This window comes from Ruegeria sp. BK1, from assembly GCF_056535645.1.
The window spans coordinates 100383-120804 of sequence record NZ_JBQFIS010000002.1 but is presented as its reverse complement, the minus strand read 5'-3'; the positions used below and the strand labels follow the sequence as shown (position 1 = coordinate 120804).

Below are 20422 nucleotides of genomic sequence, written 5' to 3'. Positions count from 1 at the left end.
GTCAGTCTTTCGTGGGTGCAAGTTTTGCGGCAGTGATTTCGATCATGGACGGTCCTTTCACGGCGACAGCGTCGCGTAACTTTCGCGCGACCACCTGTGGTTCCGCACGAGCTTCAAAATACGGAATGCCAAAAGACTTTGCGGTTGCCGCAAAATCGGGAGGCGTAGGATTACAACCGATCACTGTTACACCGACGTCCCTCATCGACGTTGCAATTTCTCCGTACCCGCTATTGTTCCAAATCACGAAGATGACAGGCAGGTTTTCGTCGACGGCGGCCATGATTTCAGGAAGGGAAAACTGGGCGCCACCATCCCCGACAATACACACCACAGGGGTGGAAGGGGCGGCGATTGCAGCTCCGACCGCCGCAGGAATTCCGTAGCCAAGCGCACCATATCCGGTTGCAGCATTGAACCAGCCACCCGCACGGTCGTGGTCATAGTACAGGTTACCCGCATAAATCGGTTGGGTTGAGTCCCCGATCACAAGCGCATTGGGCACCGCATCGCGGATCGCATTGAGAATATCAACTATTTCGCGATAGTCCGGGCCAATTTCGTCCAACGCAGCGGTGCGTACAAGCTTGGCCCGCATTTCACCTTCGCCCTTTTTTGCCGTTTTTGGCAATGACGCGGCCAGCACAGGTGCGACCAGTTCGACATCTCCGTGAATCGCAACCTTGGCTGTATGGCGGGCCAGCTGATCACGGCATCGGTCCACCCGGATCAGACCGTGCATCTCTGCCATCTGGCCGGTTGCATACATGTCGAAATCGGTGGGGCCAAGTTCGGTTCCCAATGCCAGCACGCAATCTGCGTCTTCAATCAAGTAGCGCACGGCCGGCAAGCTGGGGCTGGCAGGCACAGTCAATGGATGATCATGCATGAGGCCTCGGGCGTTGACGGTTTGCACAACCGGCGCGTCAAGCGCTTCGGCCAACGCTTGCAAAGCACCCTCTGCGCGCTTTGCACCACCACCGGCGACAATTACGACGCGCCCAGCCTCGGCCAGTCGGCTTGCAGCCTCACTGATCAGATCAGTACCTGCCTGACACTCGGTGTGGGAAAGGGCAATGGGCGCCGCGACATAGGGATGGGCAGCCACATCCAAGGGAACCTCGATATGCACAGGCCCGGGCCGCTCGGTGGTCAAGCGCTGAAAGGCGCGGTCTACGACCGGGTCAAGCTGATCGGCGTCAGAAACCTGTTCAGATAGCAACGCGACTGTTTGCGCAAGTTTCAGTTGATCGGGCAGCTCGTGCAAATGCCCCATGCCCTTTCCAAGCGATGCCGTCGGGTTAACACCGGACACCACCAACAAGGGCACTGAATCCGACCGTGCCTGGGCCATAGGGGTCAGCGTATTCGTCAAACCCGGCCCAGTTATCACAAAAGCTACGCCCGGCTTACCCGATACACGTGCATAGCCATCCGCCATAAACCCTGCGCCCTGTTCGTGCCGAGGGGTGACATGTCGAATACCCGATGCCGCAAGACCGCGGTACAGCTCGATGGTATGGACACCCGGAATACCGAACACACAGGCCACTTCTCGGCGCCGAAGCTCTGCGACCAAAGCTTCCCCAACTGTCAGAGCGCTCATGCGACCTCACGCGGTATGTTGTTGGCATGATCAACAATGCGGGTGATGGCAGTGGCGAAATCATCGTCACTGATCGTCAATGCCACACGCACCCAGTTCTTCAGGCTGTCGCCGAAGGCCGAGCCCGGCATGACAGCAACTCCGGCTTGCAACAAGCGCCATGCGTAGGCCTCACCATCAAGACCGGTGTTCGCAACATCAATGAGTGCGAACATCCCAGCCTCGGGACGGTGCACAACAAGTTCAGTGTCGGCCCCCAAGCGATCCGCCAGCAAACTGGCCCGGCCCGCGAACCGTTTGGCCATGCCAGAGGCAACCTCTGACCCGTCACGGATCGCTTTCTCGGTCATATCCGCGATGAAGGGCTGATTTCCGAACAGCAAGGTTTCAGAATAAGGCAGCAGTGCCTCGCAGAAGTCGGATGGACCGACACACCAGCCACTGCGGAAGCCGGGCGCAGCGTGTGACTTCGAAATGGATGAAACTCCGATGACGCGATCCGCAAATTCCGTATACGCAAGGGGCGAGACAAATTGTGACCCTTCAAAGACCAGGTCTTCGTAAACCTCGTCCGTTATGATCCACAAATCATGCGCGATTGCCAATTGCCCGATCTCCGCAATTTCTTGCGCAGTCAGGATCGCACCGGTTGGGTTGTGCGGCGTCGTCAGCAAGATCGCACGGCTGCGCGGCGTGATCCGTTTGGCGATGTCTTCAGCCTGAAGGCGAAATCCATGCTCGGGTCGCAAGGGAACGGGCACCATGTCTGCTCCTGACGCGCGCACGACACCTTCGTAGGTGGCATACATCGGATCGCCGACCAGAACCTCGTCGCCAGCCTCAGCAACCCCGGCCATAACCGCGAAAAGGGCGGTTTGCGTGCCGGGAAAACAGAGGATGTTTTCAGATTTAAAACTGCGTCCCCGGCGGAGCGAGTATCGCTCGGCCAACGCATCCAACAGGCCCTCTTCTCCACGACCATTGGAATATCCCGTCCGCGCTGCATGCAGCGAATGTACCGTAGTCTCGATCAGAGAGGCGGGCACAGGAACATCCGGCTCACCTATCGTCATCTCGACGATATCAGCACCTGCTTTGACAAGTTCGCGGGCTTTCAGGTGTACGCTCCATTTGGCGCCACCCAAACCCGCCAACCGAGCTGTTACTGCTGAGGTTCTCATGACTCTGCTGCCTCTTTGTTCAACGTGATACCTAGAATTGCGCCGACCGAGTCTAGGCCGATCTGGGGCAACTGGCCTTCGGCAAACGCATCCGGAAGCGCACCGCCTTCCAGCCAGAGGCCGTCGATCACCGCGTTGCACGCGATCGCCAACTGTTTCGCCTCGAAGGGTTCCACATCGCGCCGGGTTTCCTTGAGCGCAGCGACGATGAGCGCTTCGAGATGGTCTCGGAAGTAGTCATAAGTGCGCTGGTGGACATGTTGCATTTTGGGGTCCGTCTGGACCTTGTTCAGAAATCCGGCCCAAAGGGCGACGACCTTGGGATCGACAATTGGTGGCCGCAAAGACGCATCGACAAAGTTCGACAACCGAGACACCGCCGTCCCTTCCCCGGTATAGGCGGCCGTTTTGACGGTCAGCGTATTCATATGATGCTCGTAGGCCGCGTGCACCAATTCGTCTTTCGAGGTGAAATAGTGTCGGATCAAACCTTGAGTCACGTTTGCACGCGCCGCGATCTCACGCACAGTTGCGCCACGCACCCCCATCTCGGCGATCAGGTCCAGAGTTGCCAAAATCAATGCCTCGCGCCGATGCTCGGCGGACTCACGCGTAAATTTTCGGCTATTGTCCTGCACCGCGGGCATATCCATGACATGAAGTTATTATACACTTGCATAATCACGAGATTCGGGGCTTACTGCAAGCTGAAATCAGAAGATGCCTGGATATGGACGCAGCCAAAGCCGCTACACCCGTAAATCATACGACAGAGAATGACGAAGCGATTAAGGTTGAAGACCTACACAAGTCCTTCGGCCCGCTAGAGGTTTTGAAAGGCGTGTCCTTGACGGCGCATAAAGGCGATGTCGTCGCAATCATCGGGGGGTCGGGCTCTGGCAAGTCGACAATGTTGCGTTGCATCAACTTTCTGGAAACTCCGAGTTCGGGCAAGATCACGATAGGTGGCGAGCAGGTCGAGATGCACGACGATGGCAGCCCATCCAATCGTCGACAGATCGAGCGTATACGCACCCGGCTGGCGATGGTTTTCCAGCAGTTCAATTTGTGGACCCATCGTACGCTTCTGGAGAACGTGATCGAAGTGCCGGTGCACGTACTCAAGGTTCCCAAAGCTCAGGCCATCGCGCGTGCGCATGAGTTGCTAGAGCGCGTGGGGCTGGGCGACCGGGCCGACACTTACCCTGCATATCTATCCGGCGGACAGCAGCAGCGCGCGGCAATTGCGCGAGCGCTGGCCGTAGATCCTTCGGTCATGTTGTTTGACGAGCCGACCTCGGCGCTGGATCCTGAACTGGTCGGTGAAGTGCTGACCGTGATCCGCGATCTTGCGTCCGAAGGGCGGACGATGCTGCTGGTGACCCATGAGATGAAGTTCGCGCGCGAAGTCGCCAATCACGTCGTCTATCTGTATCAAGGCCGAATTGAAGAGCAGGGACCACCTGCCGAGGTTTTCGGTAACCCCAAGTCTGAACGATTGAAGCAGTTTCTAAGTTCGGTCGCATAGTCCAACAAAACAAAGCCAACAGGGAGTAACATAATGAAAATCAGTAAAATTTTTGCATCCAGCCTTGCTGCTGCACTTCTTTCAGCTGGCGTCGCCAGTGCCGAAGAGGTCAAGATTGGTATCGCAGCCGAACCCTATCCGCCATTCGCGTCGCTTGACAGTTCCGGCACCTGGGTCGGCTGGGAGATCGACGTGATCAACGCTGTTTGCGCGGCGGCCGAACTTGATTGCGTCATCACTCCAGTTGCGTGGGACGGTATCATCCCGTCGCTGACGGGTCAGCAGATCGACGCCATCATGGCCTCGATGTCGATCACCGAGGAACGTCTGAAAACCATTGATTTCAGCGATCCTTACTACAACACTCCTGCGGTCATCGTCGCAGATAAGTCGATCGATATCGATGCAACTCCGGAATCCTTAGCGGGCAAAGTTGTTGGCGTGCAGGCTTCGACCATCCACCAGGCCTATGCACAAGAATACTTCAAAGATGCGGAACTGCGCGTCTATCAAACTCAGGACGAAGCCAATCAGGACCTGTTTGCGGGCCGGATCGACGCCACACAGGCCGACAGCATCGCAATGGCGGACTTTGTGAATTCCGACGCTGGTGCCTGCTGTGAAATCAAAGGGGCCGTTAAAGATGATCCTGCCATTCTGGGGCGCGGCGTTGGGGCCGGTGTCCGCAAAGGGCAAGATGATCTGCGAGAGGCGTTGAACAGGGGTATCGCTGCCATCCTGGCGGATGGAACACATGAAAAGATCACCTCGAACTACTTCTCTGCCAGCATCTACTAAGCCATTAACGTGACCGGACTACTGGAATCGCTAGGTTTGGCGCAGAGCGCAGAGCTGCTGTCGCTCTCGCCTCCAGGATGGGGTGGCAATCTGCTGCGCGGTTTGTCCAATTCATTGCAAATCGCCTTTGGTGCTTATGCGCTCGGCCTAGTGATCGGACTGTTCGGAGCTTATGGCAAACTATACGGCGGGAAGGTCACACGCGATCTTCTTGCCATTTACACGACCGTTATCCGGGCTGTGCCGGAATTGGTCCTGATCCTGATCCTGTATTATGTAGGGTCGGATATTATTAACAAGATATCCGCAGCCATAGGTGGCGGACGGGTCGAGATCAACGGAGTGGCCGCTGGCATCTGGGTGCTGGGCGTTGTTCAGGGGGCTTATGCCACCGAAATTCTGCGCGGGGCCATTCAGGCCGTACCGCCCGGCCAGATCGAAGCTGCCAAGTCCTATGGCATGCCAGCCTTTATGACCATGCGCCGCGTAACGATACCAGCAATGATGAGCTTTGCCGTGCCCGGTCTGGCCAATCTATGGCTGATCGCCACCAAGGACACCGCGCTGCTTGCAGTCGTTGGCTTCAACGAACTGACCCTTGAAACCCGACAAGCCGCCAGCAGCACCCGCGCCTATTTTACCTTCTTCTTGTCTGCCGGGTTTCTGTACCTCATGGTCACCCTGTGCTCGGGCGTCATTTTCGGCCGGATTGAAAAGTGGGCCCGCCGTGGCCAGCCCTCTCTGACAGGGGGTAGTAAATGATCAGTCTTAGATCTCTGATGCAACCGCATCGCGTCGTAATGATGCTGATTTTCGCAGGGATCGTCATCTGGTGTGCCGTCTCGCTGCAATGGGACTGGCTGCCGAAATACGCTCCGCTGGCCTTGCAAGGTATTTGGACGACAATTTGGCTGCTGGTCGTCACGGTCGTACTTGGGTTCTGTCTTGCGGTTCCTCTTGGGTTGGCGCAGGCTGTTGGACCTTGGTATCTTGCTGCCCCGGCCAAAGCGTTTTGCACCATCATTCGCGGCACGCCCTTGCTGCTTCAACTTTGGCTTTTGTACTACGGTCTCGGGTCACTGTTCCCTCAGTTCCCGTGGATACGCTCGTCTGAACTCTGGCCGTATCTGCGGCAGGCCTGGCCCTATGCGGTTTTGGCGTTGACCCTGTCCTATGCAGGCTACGAGGGCGAGGTTATGCGCGGGGCCTTCAAAGGTGTTGCCAAGGGGCAGCTAGAGGCCGCCAAGTCGTTCGGCATGCCCAGACTGACGATGTTCCGCCGCATCTGGTTGCCACAGGCAATCCGCAATGTGTTGCCGACTTTGGGCGGCGAAACCATCTTGCAGATGAAGGCGACACCTCTGGTGGCGACCATCACTGTTGTCGACATTTATGCAGTTTCATCGCGGGTGCGTTCGGACACGTTCATCATCTATGAACCACTGCTGTTGCTGGCGGTATTCTACATTCTGGTCGCTGGCCTGATCGCAGTTGCCTTCCACTGGCTGGAGGTCAAGGTGCTTGGGACCGGGCAGGAACGACGCTAGGCTCATGGCTTACAGTCAACAGACGATCAAAGCGTCGAGGGCAGTTGCTGTGAGGAAAACGTCGTACCGCTTCGCGACAGGTGCCAGCCGCTAACGCAGCCAAACATGATCTCGCATTGTGGGCCTTCACCACCCAGCTTCTGGACCTGCTCACCAAGTCCAGAAGTGATAAGGCTGAACTCTTGTGCGAAAATCCTAGGCGCTTTTTCTGCAATCTAACGCAGACCGTTCCAAGGCACCTTGTCCGCGACATCTTCGATCTCGTACCCCATATCTCCGACACATGGTCCCAGAATTGCCAGAAGAGTCGCTTCGTGATCGCCAATGTTAAACGTGGCGTGGACCACATCCGCGCCAATAAAGACCGAGTCCCCTGGTCCCATCACCCGCTTTTCCTTGCCAAGCCACTGTTCGACCTCACCCGCGACGCAGTAGATAACTTCCTCCTGATCGGGGTGTTTGTGAAAATTGTGGCCGTGGCCCGGAGCCAGGCTGACTTCAATCACCGTAAGCTGTCCGGCGCCTGTAGCGGGCGGACTGCTCATCCACTTCAACTTACCCCAATCAAGCGTTTCCTGCGGCGTATCCGCCGAAAGCATGAATTTTCCGATCATCCCTATTCTCCGGTCGTGTTTTGATTGCGCACTAGTTCTGCAAGTTGGTGTCTTGTCGTCATGCGACCCCTTTAGAGCGTTCAACCCCCCGCCGCAGCTTTCCGAATTCTGCAGTCTGAGCTGTAATCGCCCGTTCGGTGGGCAGACGCTCCATCGATGATGCTCCGTAAAAGCCATGACAGTCCGGGCAGAGGTCCAGGAACTTCTGTGCATCCTCGGGTTCTGCTAATGGGCCGCCATGGCAGATAAAGATCAGGTCGTCGCGATAAGTGCGCGCTGCTGCGGCCCATTCGTCGTAAAGCCGCGCGCATTCGGCTATATCCGGTGCGCTGTCCCCGGCCCCGATGGTTCCGCCCGTGGTCAGACCGAAATGTGCGACGATGACATCCGCGCCCGCCTTCGCCATTTCGGCAGCGTTGTCAGAACTGAAAACGTATGGCGTGGTCAGAAGGTTGCGCTCATGGGCCTTGGCGATCATTTCGACCTCCATGTCATAGGACATGCCGGTGGCCTCAAGTTCGCGCCGGAAGCGGCCGTCGATGATGCCCACCGTGGGAAAATTCTGCACACCTGCGAAACCCATTGCCCCCAAATCATCCAGAAACTTGTCCATTAGACAGAATGGGTCGGTGGCGTTTACCCCTGCCAGAACAGGGGTGTCCTTGACGACCGGCAGAACTTCGCGCCCCATATCGACAACGATCTCATTCGCGTTGCCGTAAGACATGTAGCCCGCCAGAGATCCGCGCCCGGCCATGCGATAGCGACCCGAGTTGTAGATGACGATCAGGTCGATGCCGCCGGCCTCTTCGCATTTGGCGGACAGGCCGGTGCCTGCACCGCCACCTATGATGACTTGGCCAGCGGCTATCTTTGCCCGCAAGCGGCTGAGGATGTCTGCGCGTCCCGTGACTGCCATATCAGGTATCCTTCTTGGTGTAGATTTCTTTGAAATTGGCGATCGCCGCCTCGGCAAAGTCGGGATCGTTGATGTGCATGTCCAACTCGATCAGTTGTCGGTCGGGGGTCTGTGCCACCGTATCGCGCAGAGCCTGAAACAGTGCGTCATTGGCTGCCGGGTCGTGGAAGGCTCCACCTTCGATATCCAGCGCCGAGACGCCCCGCAGGGGCAGCAGGAAGCGCACCGGGCCGTCACAAGCGTTCAGCTTGTTGCCGATCCACACGCCTATCTGTGCGCATTCTTCCGCTGTGGACCGCATCAGCGTGACCTGCGCGTTGTGGTGATAGAAATTGCGCCCTTTGAACTGTGCGGGCACCGTATCGGGTGCCCAGAAATTCGCCATATCCAACGCGCCGCACGAGCCAACATAAGGGAGTTTGCTGCGGGCAATGCTGTCGAGCCGGTCTTCACCTGCACTGAGCATCCCACCCACGATCAGGTCGCAGATTTCGGTGGTGGTGATGTCCAGCACCCCGGCAACGTCACCCTGATCGACCAGTTGCTCCATCGACCGGCCCCCGCTGCCGGTGGCATGAAAGACCAGGCAGTCGTAGTCATCGGCCAGTCCTTCGGTGATGGCCTGGACGGCGGGGGTGGTGACACCGAACATCGACAGAACCAACGCGGGGCGATCATCGGTGTTTTCGGGGACTTCATTCGCCATCATCCCTGCCAGCGCGTGCGCCGCATTGCCCAGCAATCGGCGCGAGACGCGGTTCAACCCCGATACATCTGTTACAGGATGGAACATGTTCACATCCGATGCACCAACATAGGCCGAGACGTCACCCGACGCGAGGGTGGAAACCAGCACCTTGGGTACCCCAATCGGCAAAGCCTGCATGGCCGGAGCAATGATCCCCGAGCCGCCCGAGCCGCCCAGCCCGATGATGCCGCCCAGATCGTCGCGGCCCAGGACAAAGGCGGTCAATGCCCGCGACATCTCGGTCACGGCCTGCCCGCGATCATTCACGAACACCGCCGCCGGCCCGTCGGGATGGCAGGCGGCGACACTGGCGGCGGTCACATCCACGCCGGTCTCGCCGCCTTTGGTGCCGACATTGACCAGTACGGTTTCCATCCCCGCCGCGTCGATCAGGTCACGCACATAACGCAGTTCTGGCCCCTTGGTGTCGGCGGTGCCGATCACGTAAGCTCTTTTTGTCATCCTTCCCTCCCTTAACCCGACTGCCCGGGTTCCAGCCCCAGATGGCGTTTCTGCATCGCCGGGTCGCTTTCCAGCGCTTGCGCCGTCATCCGCTCGACCACTTCTCCGCCAACCATGATGGCCACATCCTGCACGGCGGCCAAAGCCGCGTGCATGTTCTGTTCGACCAGCAACACCGCAATGCCTTCGCCTGCGATCAACTCGATCAGATCAATCACGTCCGAGACGATGGCGGGGGCCAGCCCCTCGGTCGGCTCATCCAGCACCATCAGGCGCGGGTTCAGCAGCAGCGCACGGCCGATCGCCAGCATCTGCTGTTCGCCCCCAGATAGACGGTCGCCCAGATTGCGGCGGCGTTCTTTCAGGCGCGGGAACGTCTGGTAAACCCGTTCAATCGACCACGCAACGCCCTTGCGTTCGACGATCCGCAGATGTTCCTCGACCGTCAGAGACCGGAAGACGCGCCGCCCCTGCGGCACAAAGCCGATCCCCATCTGCGCACGTTTTTCGGGCGGCAGACCGGTCATATCCACCCCATCGAACCGGATTTCCCCGGCCGAATGCGGATGCAGACCCATGATTGCATTGCACAGGCTGGTCTTGCCCATCCCGTTGCGCCCGAGGATGCCCAAAGGGCGGTCCGAGACGTTCAGGCCGACGCCATGCAAGACGTGGCTTGAGCCATAGCGCAGGTCCAGCCCGCGGATTTCCAGCAGATCAGTGGCCATGGGCGCCTCCGATATAGACGCGATGCACATCCTCGTTGCGCATGATGTCGTCGGGCGACCCTTCGGCCAACATCTGCCCGTTATAGAGAACCGAGACACTCTCCGAAGTCTGCAGCGCGATATCCATATCGTGTTCGATCAGCACCACGGTCACATCCTTGGGCAGTGACATCAGCAAGGCGCTCAGCTTGGGCCGCTCGGCTGGCGACAACCCCGCCGCCGGTTCGTCCAGCAGCAAAATCTTCGGGTTTTCGGCCAGCGCGATCCCAATCTCAAGCTGTCGCCGCTGACCGTGGCTCAGTTCCGAGGTCTCGCGGTCCAGCACATCCGCCACGCCTGCGATCTCGGCCAAACGTTCGGCCTCGGCAAGCCGTGCGTCAGTGGCGCGCAGGGGCAATACCTGCCGCCAACTGCCCCGCAGCCCGGCCACGGCCAGAAACAGCGTGTCACGCACGGTCAGGCCGTTGAACAGATGGGCGTGCTGATAGGTGCGCCGCAGCCCAAGTTGAATTCTCTTGTTGATCGGCTCGCGCGTCACGCTGTCGCCAAACAGGGTGATCTGGCCGGTCGTGGCACTGGTATCCCCGGTCAGCACGTTGAACAGGCTGGTCTTGCCCGCCCCGTTCGGCCCAAGGATCGCGCGCCGCTCGCCGGGGCGGACGATCAGGTCGATATCCTGCATCGCCCAGAACCCGCCAAAGCGTTTGCCAATGCCCCGGACCTCCAGGGCATTGGCGGTGTTATGCGAGGGGGTTACGGGCACGAGGGGTTGTCCCGGCTGACCGGACCCGAGGCCAGAAATACCTCTTCGTCCTGTCCCAGCAGCTGATCCACATCGCGCACAACCTTGACCACGCGGTTGCCAAGCGTGCCATCCTCACGCTCGTAGACCTCGGTGACAAAGTTGTCGATCACGCCATTGCGGTTCTTATCCAGCCGCATGGTGCCGCCGGTGGGGGTGGTGAAAGTCAGATCGTTCAGCGCCGCGCGGAAGGCCGCCTGATTGTCGGACAAGTCGCCATCAACCTCATCCAGCGCCAGCATCGCAGCCTTTGCGCTCATGTAATAGTGATGCGCAAAGATCGAGGGGGCCGAGAAGCCATCGGGGAAGGCTTCGGTGTAGCTGGCGGTAAAGGCTTTCCATTCGTCGCCGTCATAATCACCAACGGTCGGGGTGCCCGCAGGCGCACCCACCAGCAGCTTTTTGAACGGGCCTTTGCTGTCCAGAATGGACTGGTCGATGGTGATCGAGCCGCCGATGATCGGCTTGTCGCCGCCCGCCTGGCTGTATTGCGTCAGGAAGTTGACCGCATCCGCGCCACCCAGCGCCACGAACAGCGCATCAACATCCTGCGGGATCGAATAGACGACCGAGGAGTAATCCTTGTTGCCAATCGGCGTCCAGAACTTCTCGGGCACCTTGCCGCCTGCTTCACAGAACTCGGTCATGAAGCCCAGAACCTGCGTGTAGGGGAAAGAGTAATCCTCGGCGATCACAGCCACGGATTTGTAGCCCATGTCGTTAAAGGCATAGTCGCCCACGCCCACCATCCATTGAGCCCCGTCGCCGCCAAAGCGGTAGAAGTTGTCAGAGCTGTCGCGCAGGGTTGTATCCTGTGCCGCCGACGATCCGTTCAGGAAGGTCACGCCGGGATAGGATTTCGACAGATCGCGCAGGGCCAGACCCTCGGACCCCGACAGCGGGCCAACGATGATATCCACGCCGTCCTGCTCGATCAGTTTGCGGGCTGCGTTCACAGCACTGTCGGGGCTGGCGTCGGACGACATTGTGATGACTTCGATCTTATTGCCGTCGACCTCTCCACCGGTTTCCAGCACCGCCAGTTCCGCACCGCGGATCCCATCCTGACCCAAAGCAGCAAACGCGCCTTCGAGAATTGAGATCACGCCGATCTTGACGTCTTCGGCAGATGCAGGCATCGCCATTGCGCAGAGCGCCAGCGCGGATGCAGCCATTTTGAGCTTATTCATTTTTCAGGTTCCTCCCTATGAGTTTGCTCAGACAGTTGATTTCTTTGGAGCCTCGGGACGGCGCAGCCGCGCCATCCAGTCGCTTGCCAGTTGTTGAAGCCCACCGGGGGCTACGATCACGATGAGCAGCAGCACGACGCCGATCAGTGTGTTGAACCGCTCGCGGTCGATCAGGTCGACGGCAAAGGTGTCCAGCAGGACAAAGACCACCGCCCCCACAAACGCCCCGCCTGGATGGCGCAAGCCGCCGATGACCGAGATGATGAGGATGTCGATTATGGGCCCAAGGCCGACTGAAAAGGATGAGATGCGTTCCTGATACCAGACGTTCAGGATGCCCCCTGCTCCGGCCAGCAGGCCCGAGAAGGCAAAAGCCGCAACGATGGGTGTGGTAACGGAAATCCCCAGCGCCAGCACCCGTCCCGGCGCGTCACGCACCGCTTGAATGGTCAGGCCCAGCGGCGAACGGACAAAGCCGCTGACCAGTGCAAGCGCCAGCGCAGCGACGCCCAGAGACAATAAGTACAAGGGCAGCGGATCGCGCAGACTGAGGCCAGCAATCTGCGGCGCGCGGACGCCGGAGAAGCCGGTCCAGCCATTGAAAAGCGTATAGTTCTGGCGGGTAAAGTAGAAGAACGCGACCCCAATCGCCAGCGTGATCATGATGGCATAGATACCCCGTGACCGACGAGCGATAAGGCCGATCAGACCCCCGGACACCACGGCCAGCAGCAGCGCCAGCGGGATCGAGACCCAGAACGGTAACTGCACGCCGATCCCCACGCTGTTCGGTCCGAAAAAGGCGATGGTATAACCCGCGATCCCGGCCATGGTGGCCTGCGCAAAGGACACGACGCCCAAATAGGTGGCCAGAAAGCTCAGGCTTAGCGCCATGATGCCCAGGATCAGTGATCGTGTGGCAACTTGTGTCAGCCAGAAATCGTTCAAAACGAAGGGCAGGATCAGCAGCGGGATAAGGGTCAGCGCCTGTTTCATAGCTCGGCCTTTCCCAGCAGACCCTGCGGTCGGACCGCCAGCACCAGAACCATGATCGCAAAGGTGAACACCACGCCGTAGGTGGGCGCATAGGCCAGCCCGTACTGTTCGGCCAATCCGACCAGCAGCGCTCCCAGCGCAGCCCCGCCGATCGAGCCCATACCGCCGACGATCACCACTACCAGCGAAGACAGCAGGAATTGCAGATCCGTTCCCGGTGCAATCGATAGCGCGCTGGCAGCGACGACCCCAGCCATTCCGGCCAACATACCGCCCAAAGCAAAGACAAGAACAAAAATGCGGTTGATCGGATAGCCAAGCGCCCGCAGCATGTCCTGATCATCCACACCTGCGCGGATCACCGCACCGAAACGAGTCCGCTGGATCAGGAACCACAGTCCAATCCCCACAACCAGCGCAAAGCCCATCAGCGCCAAGCGGATATTGGCGTAGCCCACACCCAGAACCGGCAGACGCTGCCCTCCAGCCAGTGCATCAGGCAGCTCTACTTGATAGGTTAGTCCGCCCCAGTACCACAGCATCAGATCGGCCATGATGATTGAAATCGCAATCGAGGCTAGAGTCTGACGCAGCTCATCCCCCTGCATCCAACCCAGAATCCCCGCTTGCACGATGGCACCGGCCAGACCTGCGGCCAAACCACCGCCGATGACACCCAGTCCCCACGACCCGGTAACATCGACAATGCTGTATCCGACATAGCCGCCCAGCAGCAGCAATGCCCCATGAGCCATGTTCACAGTGCGCATCAGCCCGAAGATCAGGCTGAAGCCACTGGCCGCCAAAAAGTAGAGCGCTGCTAGCGTCAACCCGTTCAAGGTGACGATCAGAAATAGTGTCATGGTTCCTCCCGTTGAGGGGCAGCATGGCGCAGAAAACGGGGTAAAAACAGAAACGAGAGGTTTTGGAGATCAATTTTTAAATGTTATTTTTCAATGTCTTATTCCAAATCCTCATTTTTTATTTTGGGAAATATAAGAAAATATAAGAAATTACTTCTCAATAAGGGAAATTCTTTCCTAAATAGGTCCATGACAACTCTCACGCTCACCGGTACGCAGTCTACCGCTGCCCCTTCGGATAACCGAATCTATTGCCCTGCTCTGAACGGCCTGACCGCCATGCAAGCTGATCTGGCATTTGTGATGCCGCGGCTGGATCATAACAGGGCCGTCCGCGAAACCCCCTGTCAGGGCGGTTGGGCCGCACTGCTGGCCAGCGACCCGTTCGGGTCCCAGGCGGCTTTGTTTGCTCAGTTGTACGAACTGGGCTATCGCGGCATCACCAACTGGCCATCTTCTATCCTGCTGGACGGGTCGTTGAGGCAATCCATGTCGACCATCCCGGCCTCGCCCGAGTTCGAATATGACTTTCTGGCCCGTGCCCAACGGGCCGGGTTCCAAACTTTGGCGTTCTTCCTTTCGCTCGCGCAAGCCCGCGCCGCTTTGAAGGCAGGGCTGGATAATCTGGTGCTACATCCCGGACTGCTTGAGGTGGAAACCGCGGAAAGCGGCGCGCTGGTGCTCGGGTCGCTGCAGCGCATCATCGACACGATCCGGGCTGAGGTTCCGCAAGTATCTATCTATGCCTATACCTCGGACTGGCATGAACGATCGGTCCCCCTTGGTACACTGAACGTGGACGGGCTGGTCCGGCACGAGGCCGCAGCATGAGCGCGCGCGACAAGAACTTTCTGTTCGCCGCCGTGGTCGGGTCTGGCCTGACCGCAAAGGCAGCGGACAAGGCGGGGGCCGATTACCTGCTGGCCCTAAATGCTGGACGGTTTCGGGTTCAAGGGGCATCCTCCCTGACCAGCTTCCTTCCGGTCCGCGCGGCCAATGAGTGGGTAATTGAATTTGCCGAACGCGAAATGCTGGGGCGGTGTACCGCGCCGATCTATGCCGGGTTTTCGGTCAGCGATCCTAATCTCGACATTGCGGAACTGGTGCGGCGCACCAAAGCGCTGGGGTTTTCCGGCATCTGCAACTTCCCGTCGACAACTTTGATCGACGGACGTCTGGGCGCCGCGATCGAGCGGGAAGGCTTGGGGCTGGACCGGGAAATCACAATGGTCAAGAAAGCAACAAATATTGGGTTAGGGGTGTTCGCTTACGTCCAGACTAACGCTCAAGCCCGTAAAATGGTCGACGCCGGGGCGACGGCAATCTGCGTAAATATCGGATTCACAAGCGGTGGCACCGGGGTCAACACACACCTGACGTTAGAGAAAGCTGCCGCCCAAATTGACCGCGTTCTCGAAGGAGTTCCCACCTCGGTGGACAAGCTTTGCCATGGCGGACCCATCACTTCGCCCGAAGAAGCATTGGCGATTACGCGACTTTGCGGTGTGCAGGGTTTCGTGGCCGGCTCGACGCTGGACCGGCTGCCAGTGGAACAGACGTTGAATGAGGTGACAAAGGGGTTCACCGCCATTCCCAGCTTGTCACGGATCGAAACCGGTGCGCCAACCACTGAACATGAACTGGTTGGATCTTCCTACTCCATGCAGTTGATCCGAGAAGAGCTTGATGATCTTGCCTATGAGGATATCCCGATCCTGTTGATCGGCGAAACGGGAACCGGCAAAAGCCGCGCTGCCCTCAAATTGCACGAGGCAGGGCCCGCAGCGCGGCGTCAGCCCGTTGTTGTGGATTGCCCCGCCTTGGACAACGAAGAAGGCGGTGTGCATCTTTTGGGCAAGGCCCCCGGCGCATTGGGAACGACGGGCACTCAGCGTGGCGCTTTGGAGCTAGCGTCTGGAGGCACGCTCATCTTTGACGAAATTTCCGCCTTGCAGCCTGCGCATCAGGGCAAAATCCTGAAATTCACCGACGAGAAGTCTGTGCAGAGGATTGGGGATCATACACTCAGGCGGGCCGAAGCGCGGATCATTTCGACAACCACTCAAGACCTCCCTGGCCTGATTGAGATGGGCGCGTTTCGTCAGGATCTTTACTATCGAGTCTCCGGTCACGAAATCACCCTGCCGCCCTTGCGCGAGAGGGTGGATGATATCCCTGAACTGGCCATATATCTGGGGCGGCAATTGAGCGGCGAGCCTCCGAAGTTTTCAAACGCTGCGCTGCGGTTGATGCTCGAACACGATTGGCCCGGGAATGTGCGCGAGCTTCAGCACGCGGTCCAGCGTGCAATTCGCAAATCCGGAGGGTCCACGATTGACCTCAAGGCTATCGACTTCCTTCGCCAAAGAACTACGGGGATTTCGAAAGCTCCGAGAGAGGAAACTCCGGTTCGGGCCGCGGTATCCGAGCGGGACTGGATTGCCGAGGCCCTAACGCGAAATGGTTTCCGTCGCGCGCAGACCGCCGAAGAATTGGGTATGACCACGCGCACGCTTTACAACAAAATCAAGAAACACGGGCTGCAGGGATAGCTCGGAAGGTTGCTCTGCAACATCCAATTCTTTCATCAAAACGGATCGGAGATCCGTCTGAGTTTTGTCTCCCTAAGTTCAGGCCTCATAGCCAGTGCATGACAATCGCTGCGAGTGCGGTTTTGGACGGAAGAATGCCACTACCTTCTTGGGGACAGGAGGGAGGTCCGTTTCAAAAATCATGAACACCTTAGGACGTACTTAATCCAATGCAGGCCGGACAAAGCCGGTGCTGCACAACAAGGCCATTCCTGCTCAGGTGAACTGGAGCAAAAGCAATTCAGCGTGAAACACACATTTCCCAATATTACCTAGCGTCAAAAAACGAGATGTCCGCTTAGGACAACTATCTGGCCAGTCGCGACATTTTTTGAAAAAGCCAAATCGTTCATTAACGGAATTAGAAACGCAGGGGTCGGCTTGACGCGGAAACCCCGGTGTCGGTGGAAGACAACCGCCGCGACCAAAACGTGAGGAGGAAAATATGAAACTCAAATCTTTTGTCGCCGGAATTGCACTGGCAGCCGGCCTGACCAGTACCGCCTCTCAGGCAGAAACAGTATTGAAACTTGGAACCGTTGCGCCACTGTCATCGCCTTGGGGCCAATGGGCGCAGGGTGTTGCGGATCAGATCGCCGAGATGTCAGGTGGCGAACTGAAAATCGAAGTCATTGGCGATGCGCAGCTGGGCGACGAACAGACAATCCTGCGGCAAGGTATGAAGGGTCGTGTGGATCTGGTGATGGTGTCCAACATTCCATTGTCCCTAATTGGACAGGAACTGGATCTTGTGTCTTCGCCATTTCTCTATGACAGCACGGAACAGGGCAGCTGTGTCGCCTTCAATCATCTGAGCGAGATTTTGGGCCCAAGCCTGCAGGATTCGGGCCTTGAGCCGCTGACCTGGATGGAGGTTGGCAATTACCTGGTTTTCTCGCAGGAACCGGCCAGAACTCCTGATGCGTTGGAAGGTCAAAAAGTCCGCGTGGCTGCAACCACGGCGGATGAACTGTTTGCACGTAGACTTGGCGCGGTAGGTGTGCCGATGGGCACCTCTGACACGATCCCGGCCTTGCAGACCGGAAACGTCAAGGCGGCATTCCTACCCGGCGTGTTCGGCATCGCCATCGGGACCCACAAAGTGGCCCCTCATGTCACTGTCAGCAACCACACCCGTTTGATCGGCACTGTTGCTGTGTCAGGCCGGAGCTACAAGAAGCTGAGCGATCAAGAGAAAGAATGGCTGTCGGCTTTCACAGAGGGCGGCACCGGCCTGTCGGCCACGATCCTGGGTGCTGAAACCGCTCTGTTGGGTCAACTTGAAGGAGCAGGTGTTCCGGTTGCACACCTGACAGACGAAGAAGCCGCTGCTTGGCGCGCCGCATCCGATGGGCTGCGCGAGGAACTGGCTGAACAACTAGGCCCCAAAGCTGTTTCGATCCTTGAGCAGATCGAAGCCGCCAAGCAAGCCTGCGGGTCTTAATCCAATGGGTCTACTTCGGTTTCTGATGAGGATCGAAGCCATTGTGGCAGCTTCAGCATATGCTGCCACAACCCTGCTTCTGCTGGCGGATGTGATCGCGCGCGAGTTGCTATCGCAAGCTCTGTGGGGCGCGCAGCAAACTGCGGTTCTGTGCAGCATTCTGGCGGCAATGGTCGGTCTGACCCTTGCCACCGGGCGCGGCGCCCATTTCCGACCCGAGTTTGCCGACGGCATCCTGAAATTCGCCTTTGTCGACCGGCTGGGTGATCTGATTTCGGGGATTTTGCTGCTCGTCTTCGCCTATTTCGCGGTCGAGTTCGTCATGGAATCGAAGGAATTCGCCGACCGTGTCCCGGTGGTCAACATCTTGCTCTGGCCGGTTCAAATCATTGTGCCATACGCGCTGGCGTCCTCGGCTTTGAAACATCTGGTGTTTGCCTGGGACCCGATGGTGAAAACCGAACTGAGGAAGATCTGACATGGACGGCATCATTCTTCTGGGGATCGTCATCGCGATGCTGGCACTGCGCCAGAACGTTGTGCTGATCCTGCTGATCGTCACGGCCTATATCCAGCTGGTCTGGGCCGGGGGAGACGTTCTTTATGTTATCGAGGACCTGTGGTCGTCGATGGACAATAAGGTTCTGCTGGCCATTCCCATGTATATCATTGCGGGAAAGCTGATGTCGCGCGGCTCGATTGCCCGTGACCTGATCGCCATGGTCCGCGCCGCGACCGACTGGATGCCAGGCGGTCTGGGCATGGCGTCGGTCCTGTCCTGCGCACTGTTTGCGGCTGTGTCCGGCTCCTCCGCTGCGACCTTGCTGGCCGTTGGGGTGGTGATGTACCCGGCCCTGAAAGAGGCAGGGTATTCCGAAAAATTCTCAATTGGGGCTGTCACTTCGGCGGGGACGCTGGGCATTCTGATCCCGCCGTCGATCCCGCTGATCATCTATGGCATCGTGACCGAGACCAATGTGGCCGACTTGTTTCTGGCCGGGATCATACCGGGTATTCTGCTGACCGCTATCTTCGCGCTGTATTCGATGGGCACAAACCTGAACAACGCGCGCGGGACGTTCTCGGTCAAGCGGCTGTGGGATGCTGTTCGTAAGGGCATCTTTGCACTGATGACCCCCGTGATCCTGCTCGGCGGGATTTACTCGGGCTATTTCTCACCAACCGAAGCTGCAGCCGTGGCCGTGGGCTACGCCATTCTCGTTGAACTCATCGTCTACCGCGAACTGTCATCCAAAGATTTCTTCGAAGAGTTTGTCTCGACCGCGGTAATGCTGGGTACTCTGTTCCCGATCGTCGCGGTCGCGCTTTCGCTGAAGTCGGTTCTGGCGATCGAGGGGTTTCCGGCGGCTTTTGCCGACTGGCTGCAAACCGTTTTCACCAGCAAGGTGGCCTTCCTGTTGGCACTGAACGCAGCGCTGCTGCTGGTCGGGTGCCTGATTGACGTTGTTTCAGCCATTTTGCTGCTAGGTCCGGTTCTGCTGGCCGCTGCGGCGCATTTCGGGATCAACCCGGTTCAGCTGGGTATCATCATGATCATCAACCTAGAGATCGGCCTACTGACGCCGCCAATCGGGCTGAATCTTCTGGTCGCTTCAGGGGCATTCAAGAAACGGTTCGCAGAGGTAAGCCTGTCGGTCATCCCCTTCATCATCCTGATGTTGATCGCTTTGTTGCTTGTAACCTTCATTCCCGAATTGACGTTGTATTTCGTCTCGTAGACAGGTGTCACTATCAAAGGAATGCCCGACCCGCTGGCTGGGCATTTTCCGTTTCTTACCGTCTGTTCACGTTTGAAACACAGTGAATCGCATGTCCGAAATTGATAGAAACTTGTCCTCTTGGAACATGTTTTCAAGCCCGACCAATCCCCATGTTAGTAGCACGTTTCAAGCCAGTGCTTGTTCCATTGAGTCGTGAGTGAGACACCCCCATGTCTGTTCGGAACGTCGTTGAACTTGACCATGCAGATTCCGATCTCCCTGCCGAGCTGCAGGCGACCTACCGGAATGTTCCTGCCTCGTCCCACGAGACCCACTCGGGCGGTGTTTGCATCAACGACGTTGTCACCCAAGTGACCGTTGATGACATACCCTTTGGCGGCGTCAGGTCATCTGGGGTGGGGTATTGTCACGGCAAAGAGAAAGGCCCGAGCTTCTCAAATGCCAATGATGCTGTCCGCGAATGCAAATTGGACGGCAACACGTTCGTTGGCACATCTTGGGACAGCAAGACCTTTAAACTGCTCGTCAAGTTTCACCTGCGTCGGTTCAGAAACCTTGAACCCGCAGAATTGGCTCCGATCCTCTGCGCATCCCTTCGCTCTCTCCCCAACCGTGCAAAGGGTCGGGCCACCCAAAAACTAGTTGCTAACGGAAGGTGATTGT

Annotated in this window: 21 protein-coding genes; 10 read left to right on the top strand and 11 right to left on the bottom strand. The window is 58.1% G+C overall.

The features are described from left to right. Position 1: 1 nt before the first annotated feature. The 3 genes from ACR3E7_RS19075 to ACR3E7_RS19065 are packed head-to-tail and all read right to left on the bottom strand — an operon-like array spanning position 2 to position 3440. A complete protein-coding gene (locus ACR3E7_RS19075) occupies positions 2–1606 on the bottom strand; it encodes a 5-guanidino-2-oxopentanoate decarboxylase (RefSeq protein WP_480504005.1) in 1605 nt (534 codons plus the stop codon). Next, positions 1603–2787, bottom strand: coding sequence for a pyridoxal phosphate-dependent aminotransferase (locus tag ACR3E7_RS19070; RefSeq protein WP_170789394.1), 1185 nt, complete (start codon positions 2785–2787; stop codon positions 1603–1605). Before ACR3E7_RS19070 ends, ACR3E7_RS19075 begins: the two co-directional genes overlap by 4 nt. Next, positions 2784–3440, bottom strand: coding sequence for a TetR/AcrR family transcriptional regulator (locus tag ACR3E7_RS19065; RefSeq protein WP_170789393.1), 657 nt, complete (start codon positions 3438–3440; stop codon positions 2784–2786). Before ACR3E7_RS19065 ends, ACR3E7_RS19070 begins: the two co-directional genes overlap by 4 nt. Before the next feature lie 77 nt (positions 3441–3517). On the opposite strand from ACR3E7_RS19065, the gene ACR3E7_RS19060 reads away from it, so the two are divergent. The 4 genes from ACR3E7_RS19060 to ACR3E7_RS19045 are packed head-to-tail and all read left to right on the top strand — an operon-like array spanning position 3518 to position 6660. Next, positions 3518–4315 (top strand): ABC transporter ATP-binding protein, encoded by a 798-nt coding sequence (locus ACR3E7_RS19060; protein ID WP_480504004.1) that lies wholly within the window; start codon positions 3518–3520, stop codon positions 4313–4315. Between the two features lie 33 nt (positions 4316–4348). Continuing rightward, positions 4349–5113 carry a transporter substrate-binding domain-containing protein gene (locus tag ACR3E7_RS19055; protein WP_170771705.1) on the top strand — a complete coding sequence of 255 codons (765 nt, stop codon included), beginning with the start codon at positions 4349–4351 and terminating at the stop codon, positions 5111–5113. Between the two features lie 9 nt (positions 5114–5122). Then, complete coding sequence (locus ACR3E7_RS19050; protein WP_170771707.1) at positions 5123–5875, top strand: ABC transporter permease; 753 nt, start codon at positions 5123–5125, stop codon at positions 5873–5875. Continuing rightward, a complete protein-coding gene (locus tag ACR3E7_RS19045) occupies positions 5872–6660 on the top strand; it encodes an ABC transporter permease (RefSeq protein ID WP_480504003.1) in 789 nt (262 codons plus the stop codon). The genes ACR3E7_RS19050 and ACR3E7_RS19045 overlap by 4 nt, the downstream gene beginning before the upstream one ends. A 215-nt stretch (positions 6661–6875) precedes the next feature. Here ACR3E7_RS19045 and ACR3E7_RS19040 read toward each other — a convergent pair whose 3' ends face one another. The 8 genes from ACR3E7_RS19040 to ACR3E7_RS19005 are packed head-to-tail and all read right to left on the bottom strand — an operon-like array spanning position 6876 to position 13982. Then, complete coding sequence (locus ACR3E7_RS19040; protein ID WP_170783197.1) at positions 6876–7274, bottom strand: cupin domain-containing protein; 399 nt, start codon at positions 7272–7274, stop codon at positions 6876–6878. A gap of 58 nt (positions 7275–7332) precedes the next feature. Further along, positions 7333–8193, bottom strand: coding sequence for a phosphoenolpyruvate hydrolase family protein (locus ACR3E7_RS19035; protein ID WP_480504002.1), 861 nt, complete (start codon positions 8191–8193; stop codon positions 7333–7335). A gap of 1 nt (position 8194) precedes the next feature. After that, the gene (locus tag ACR3E7_RS19030; protein ID WP_480504000.1) at positions 8195–9403 is read right to left on the bottom strand and encodes a Tm-1-like ATP-binding domain-containing protein; all 1209 of its coding nucleotides are present in this window, start codon (positions 9401–9403) and stop codon (positions 8195–8197) included. 11 nt (positions 9404–9414) lie between these two features. Then, the gene (locus ACR3E7_RS19025; protein ID WP_480503999.1) at positions 9415–10131 is read right to left on the bottom strand and encodes an ABC transporter ATP-binding protein; all 717 of its coding nucleotides are present in this window, start codon (positions 10129–10131) and stop codon (positions 9415–9417) included. Next, positions 10121–10894, bottom strand: a complete 774-nt coding sequence (locus tag ACR3E7_RS19020; RefSeq protein WP_480503997.1) for an ABC transporter ATP-binding protein — start codon at positions 10892–10894, stop codon at positions 10121–10123. Before ACR3E7_RS19020 ends, ACR3E7_RS19025 begins: the two co-directional genes overlap by 11 nt. After that, positions 10885–12123: an ABC transporter substrate-binding protein gene (locus ACR3E7_RS19015; protein ID WP_480503995.1), complete on the bottom strand. Its 1239-nt coding sequence runs from the start codon at positions 12121–12123 to the stop codon at positions 10885–10887. The genes ACR3E7_RS19020 and ACR3E7_RS19015 overlap by 10 nt, the downstream gene beginning before the upstream one ends. 27 nt (positions 12124–12150) lie before the next feature. Continuing rightward, positions 12151–13119 (bottom strand): branched-chain amino acid ABC transporter permease, encoded by a 969-nt coding sequence (locus ACR3E7_RS19010; RefSeq protein WP_480503994.1) that lies wholly within the window; start codon positions 13117–13119, stop codon positions 12151–12153. Beyond that, the gene (locus ACR3E7_RS19005) at positions 13116–13982 is read right to left on the bottom strand and encodes a branched-chain amino acid ABC transporter permease (protein WP_480503993.1); all 867 of its coding nucleotides are present in this window, start codon (positions 13980–13982) and stop codon (positions 13116–13118) included. Before ACR3E7_RS19005 ends, ACR3E7_RS19010 begins: the two co-directional genes overlap by 4 nt. A 189-nt stretch (positions 13983–14171) precedes the next feature. On the opposite strand from ACR3E7_RS19005, the gene ACR3E7_RS19000 reads away from it, so the two are divergent. From ACR3E7_RS19000 to ACR3E7_RS18975, 6 genes are all read left to right on the top strand, one after another. Further along, entirely contained in the window at positions 14172–14813 is a 642-nt protein-coding gene (locus ACR3E7_RS19000) for a phosphoenolpyruvate hydrolase family protein (protein ID WP_480503992.1), read from the top strand. Beyond that, positions 14810–16534 (top strand): phosphoenolpyruvate hydrolase family protein, encoded by a 1725-nt coding sequence (locus tag ACR3E7_RS18995; protein WP_480503991.1) that lies wholly within the window; start codon positions 14810–14812, stop codon positions 16532–16534. Before ACR3E7_RS19000 ends, ACR3E7_RS18995 begins: the two co-directional genes overlap by 4 nt. A gap of 484 nt (positions 16535–17018) precedes the next feature. Beyond that, a complete protein-coding gene (locus ACR3E7_RS18990; protein ID WP_480503990.1) occupies positions 17019–18017 on the top strand; it encodes a TRAP transporter substrate-binding protein in 999 nt (332 codons plus the stop codon). Positions 18018–18060: 43 nt separating this feature from the next. Next, entirely contained in the window at positions 18061–18495 is a 435-nt protein-coding gene (locus tag ACR3E7_RS18985; RefSeq protein WP_480503989.1) for a TRAP transporter small permease, read from the top strand. Position 18496: 1 nt separating this feature from the next. Further along, the gene (locus ACR3E7_RS18980) at positions 18497–19756 is read left to right on the top strand and encodes a TRAP transporter large permease (RefSeq protein WP_480503987.1); all 1260 of its coding nucleotides are present in this window, start codon (positions 18497–18499) and stop codon (positions 19754–19756) included. Between the two features lie 212 nt (positions 19757–19968). Further along, positions 19969–20418: a hypothetical protein gene (locus ACR3E7_RS18975; RefSeq protein WP_480503986.1), complete on the top strand. Its 450-nt coding sequence runs from the start codon at positions 19969–19971 to the stop codon at positions 20416–20418. Positions 20419–20422 lie beyond the last annotated feature (4 nt).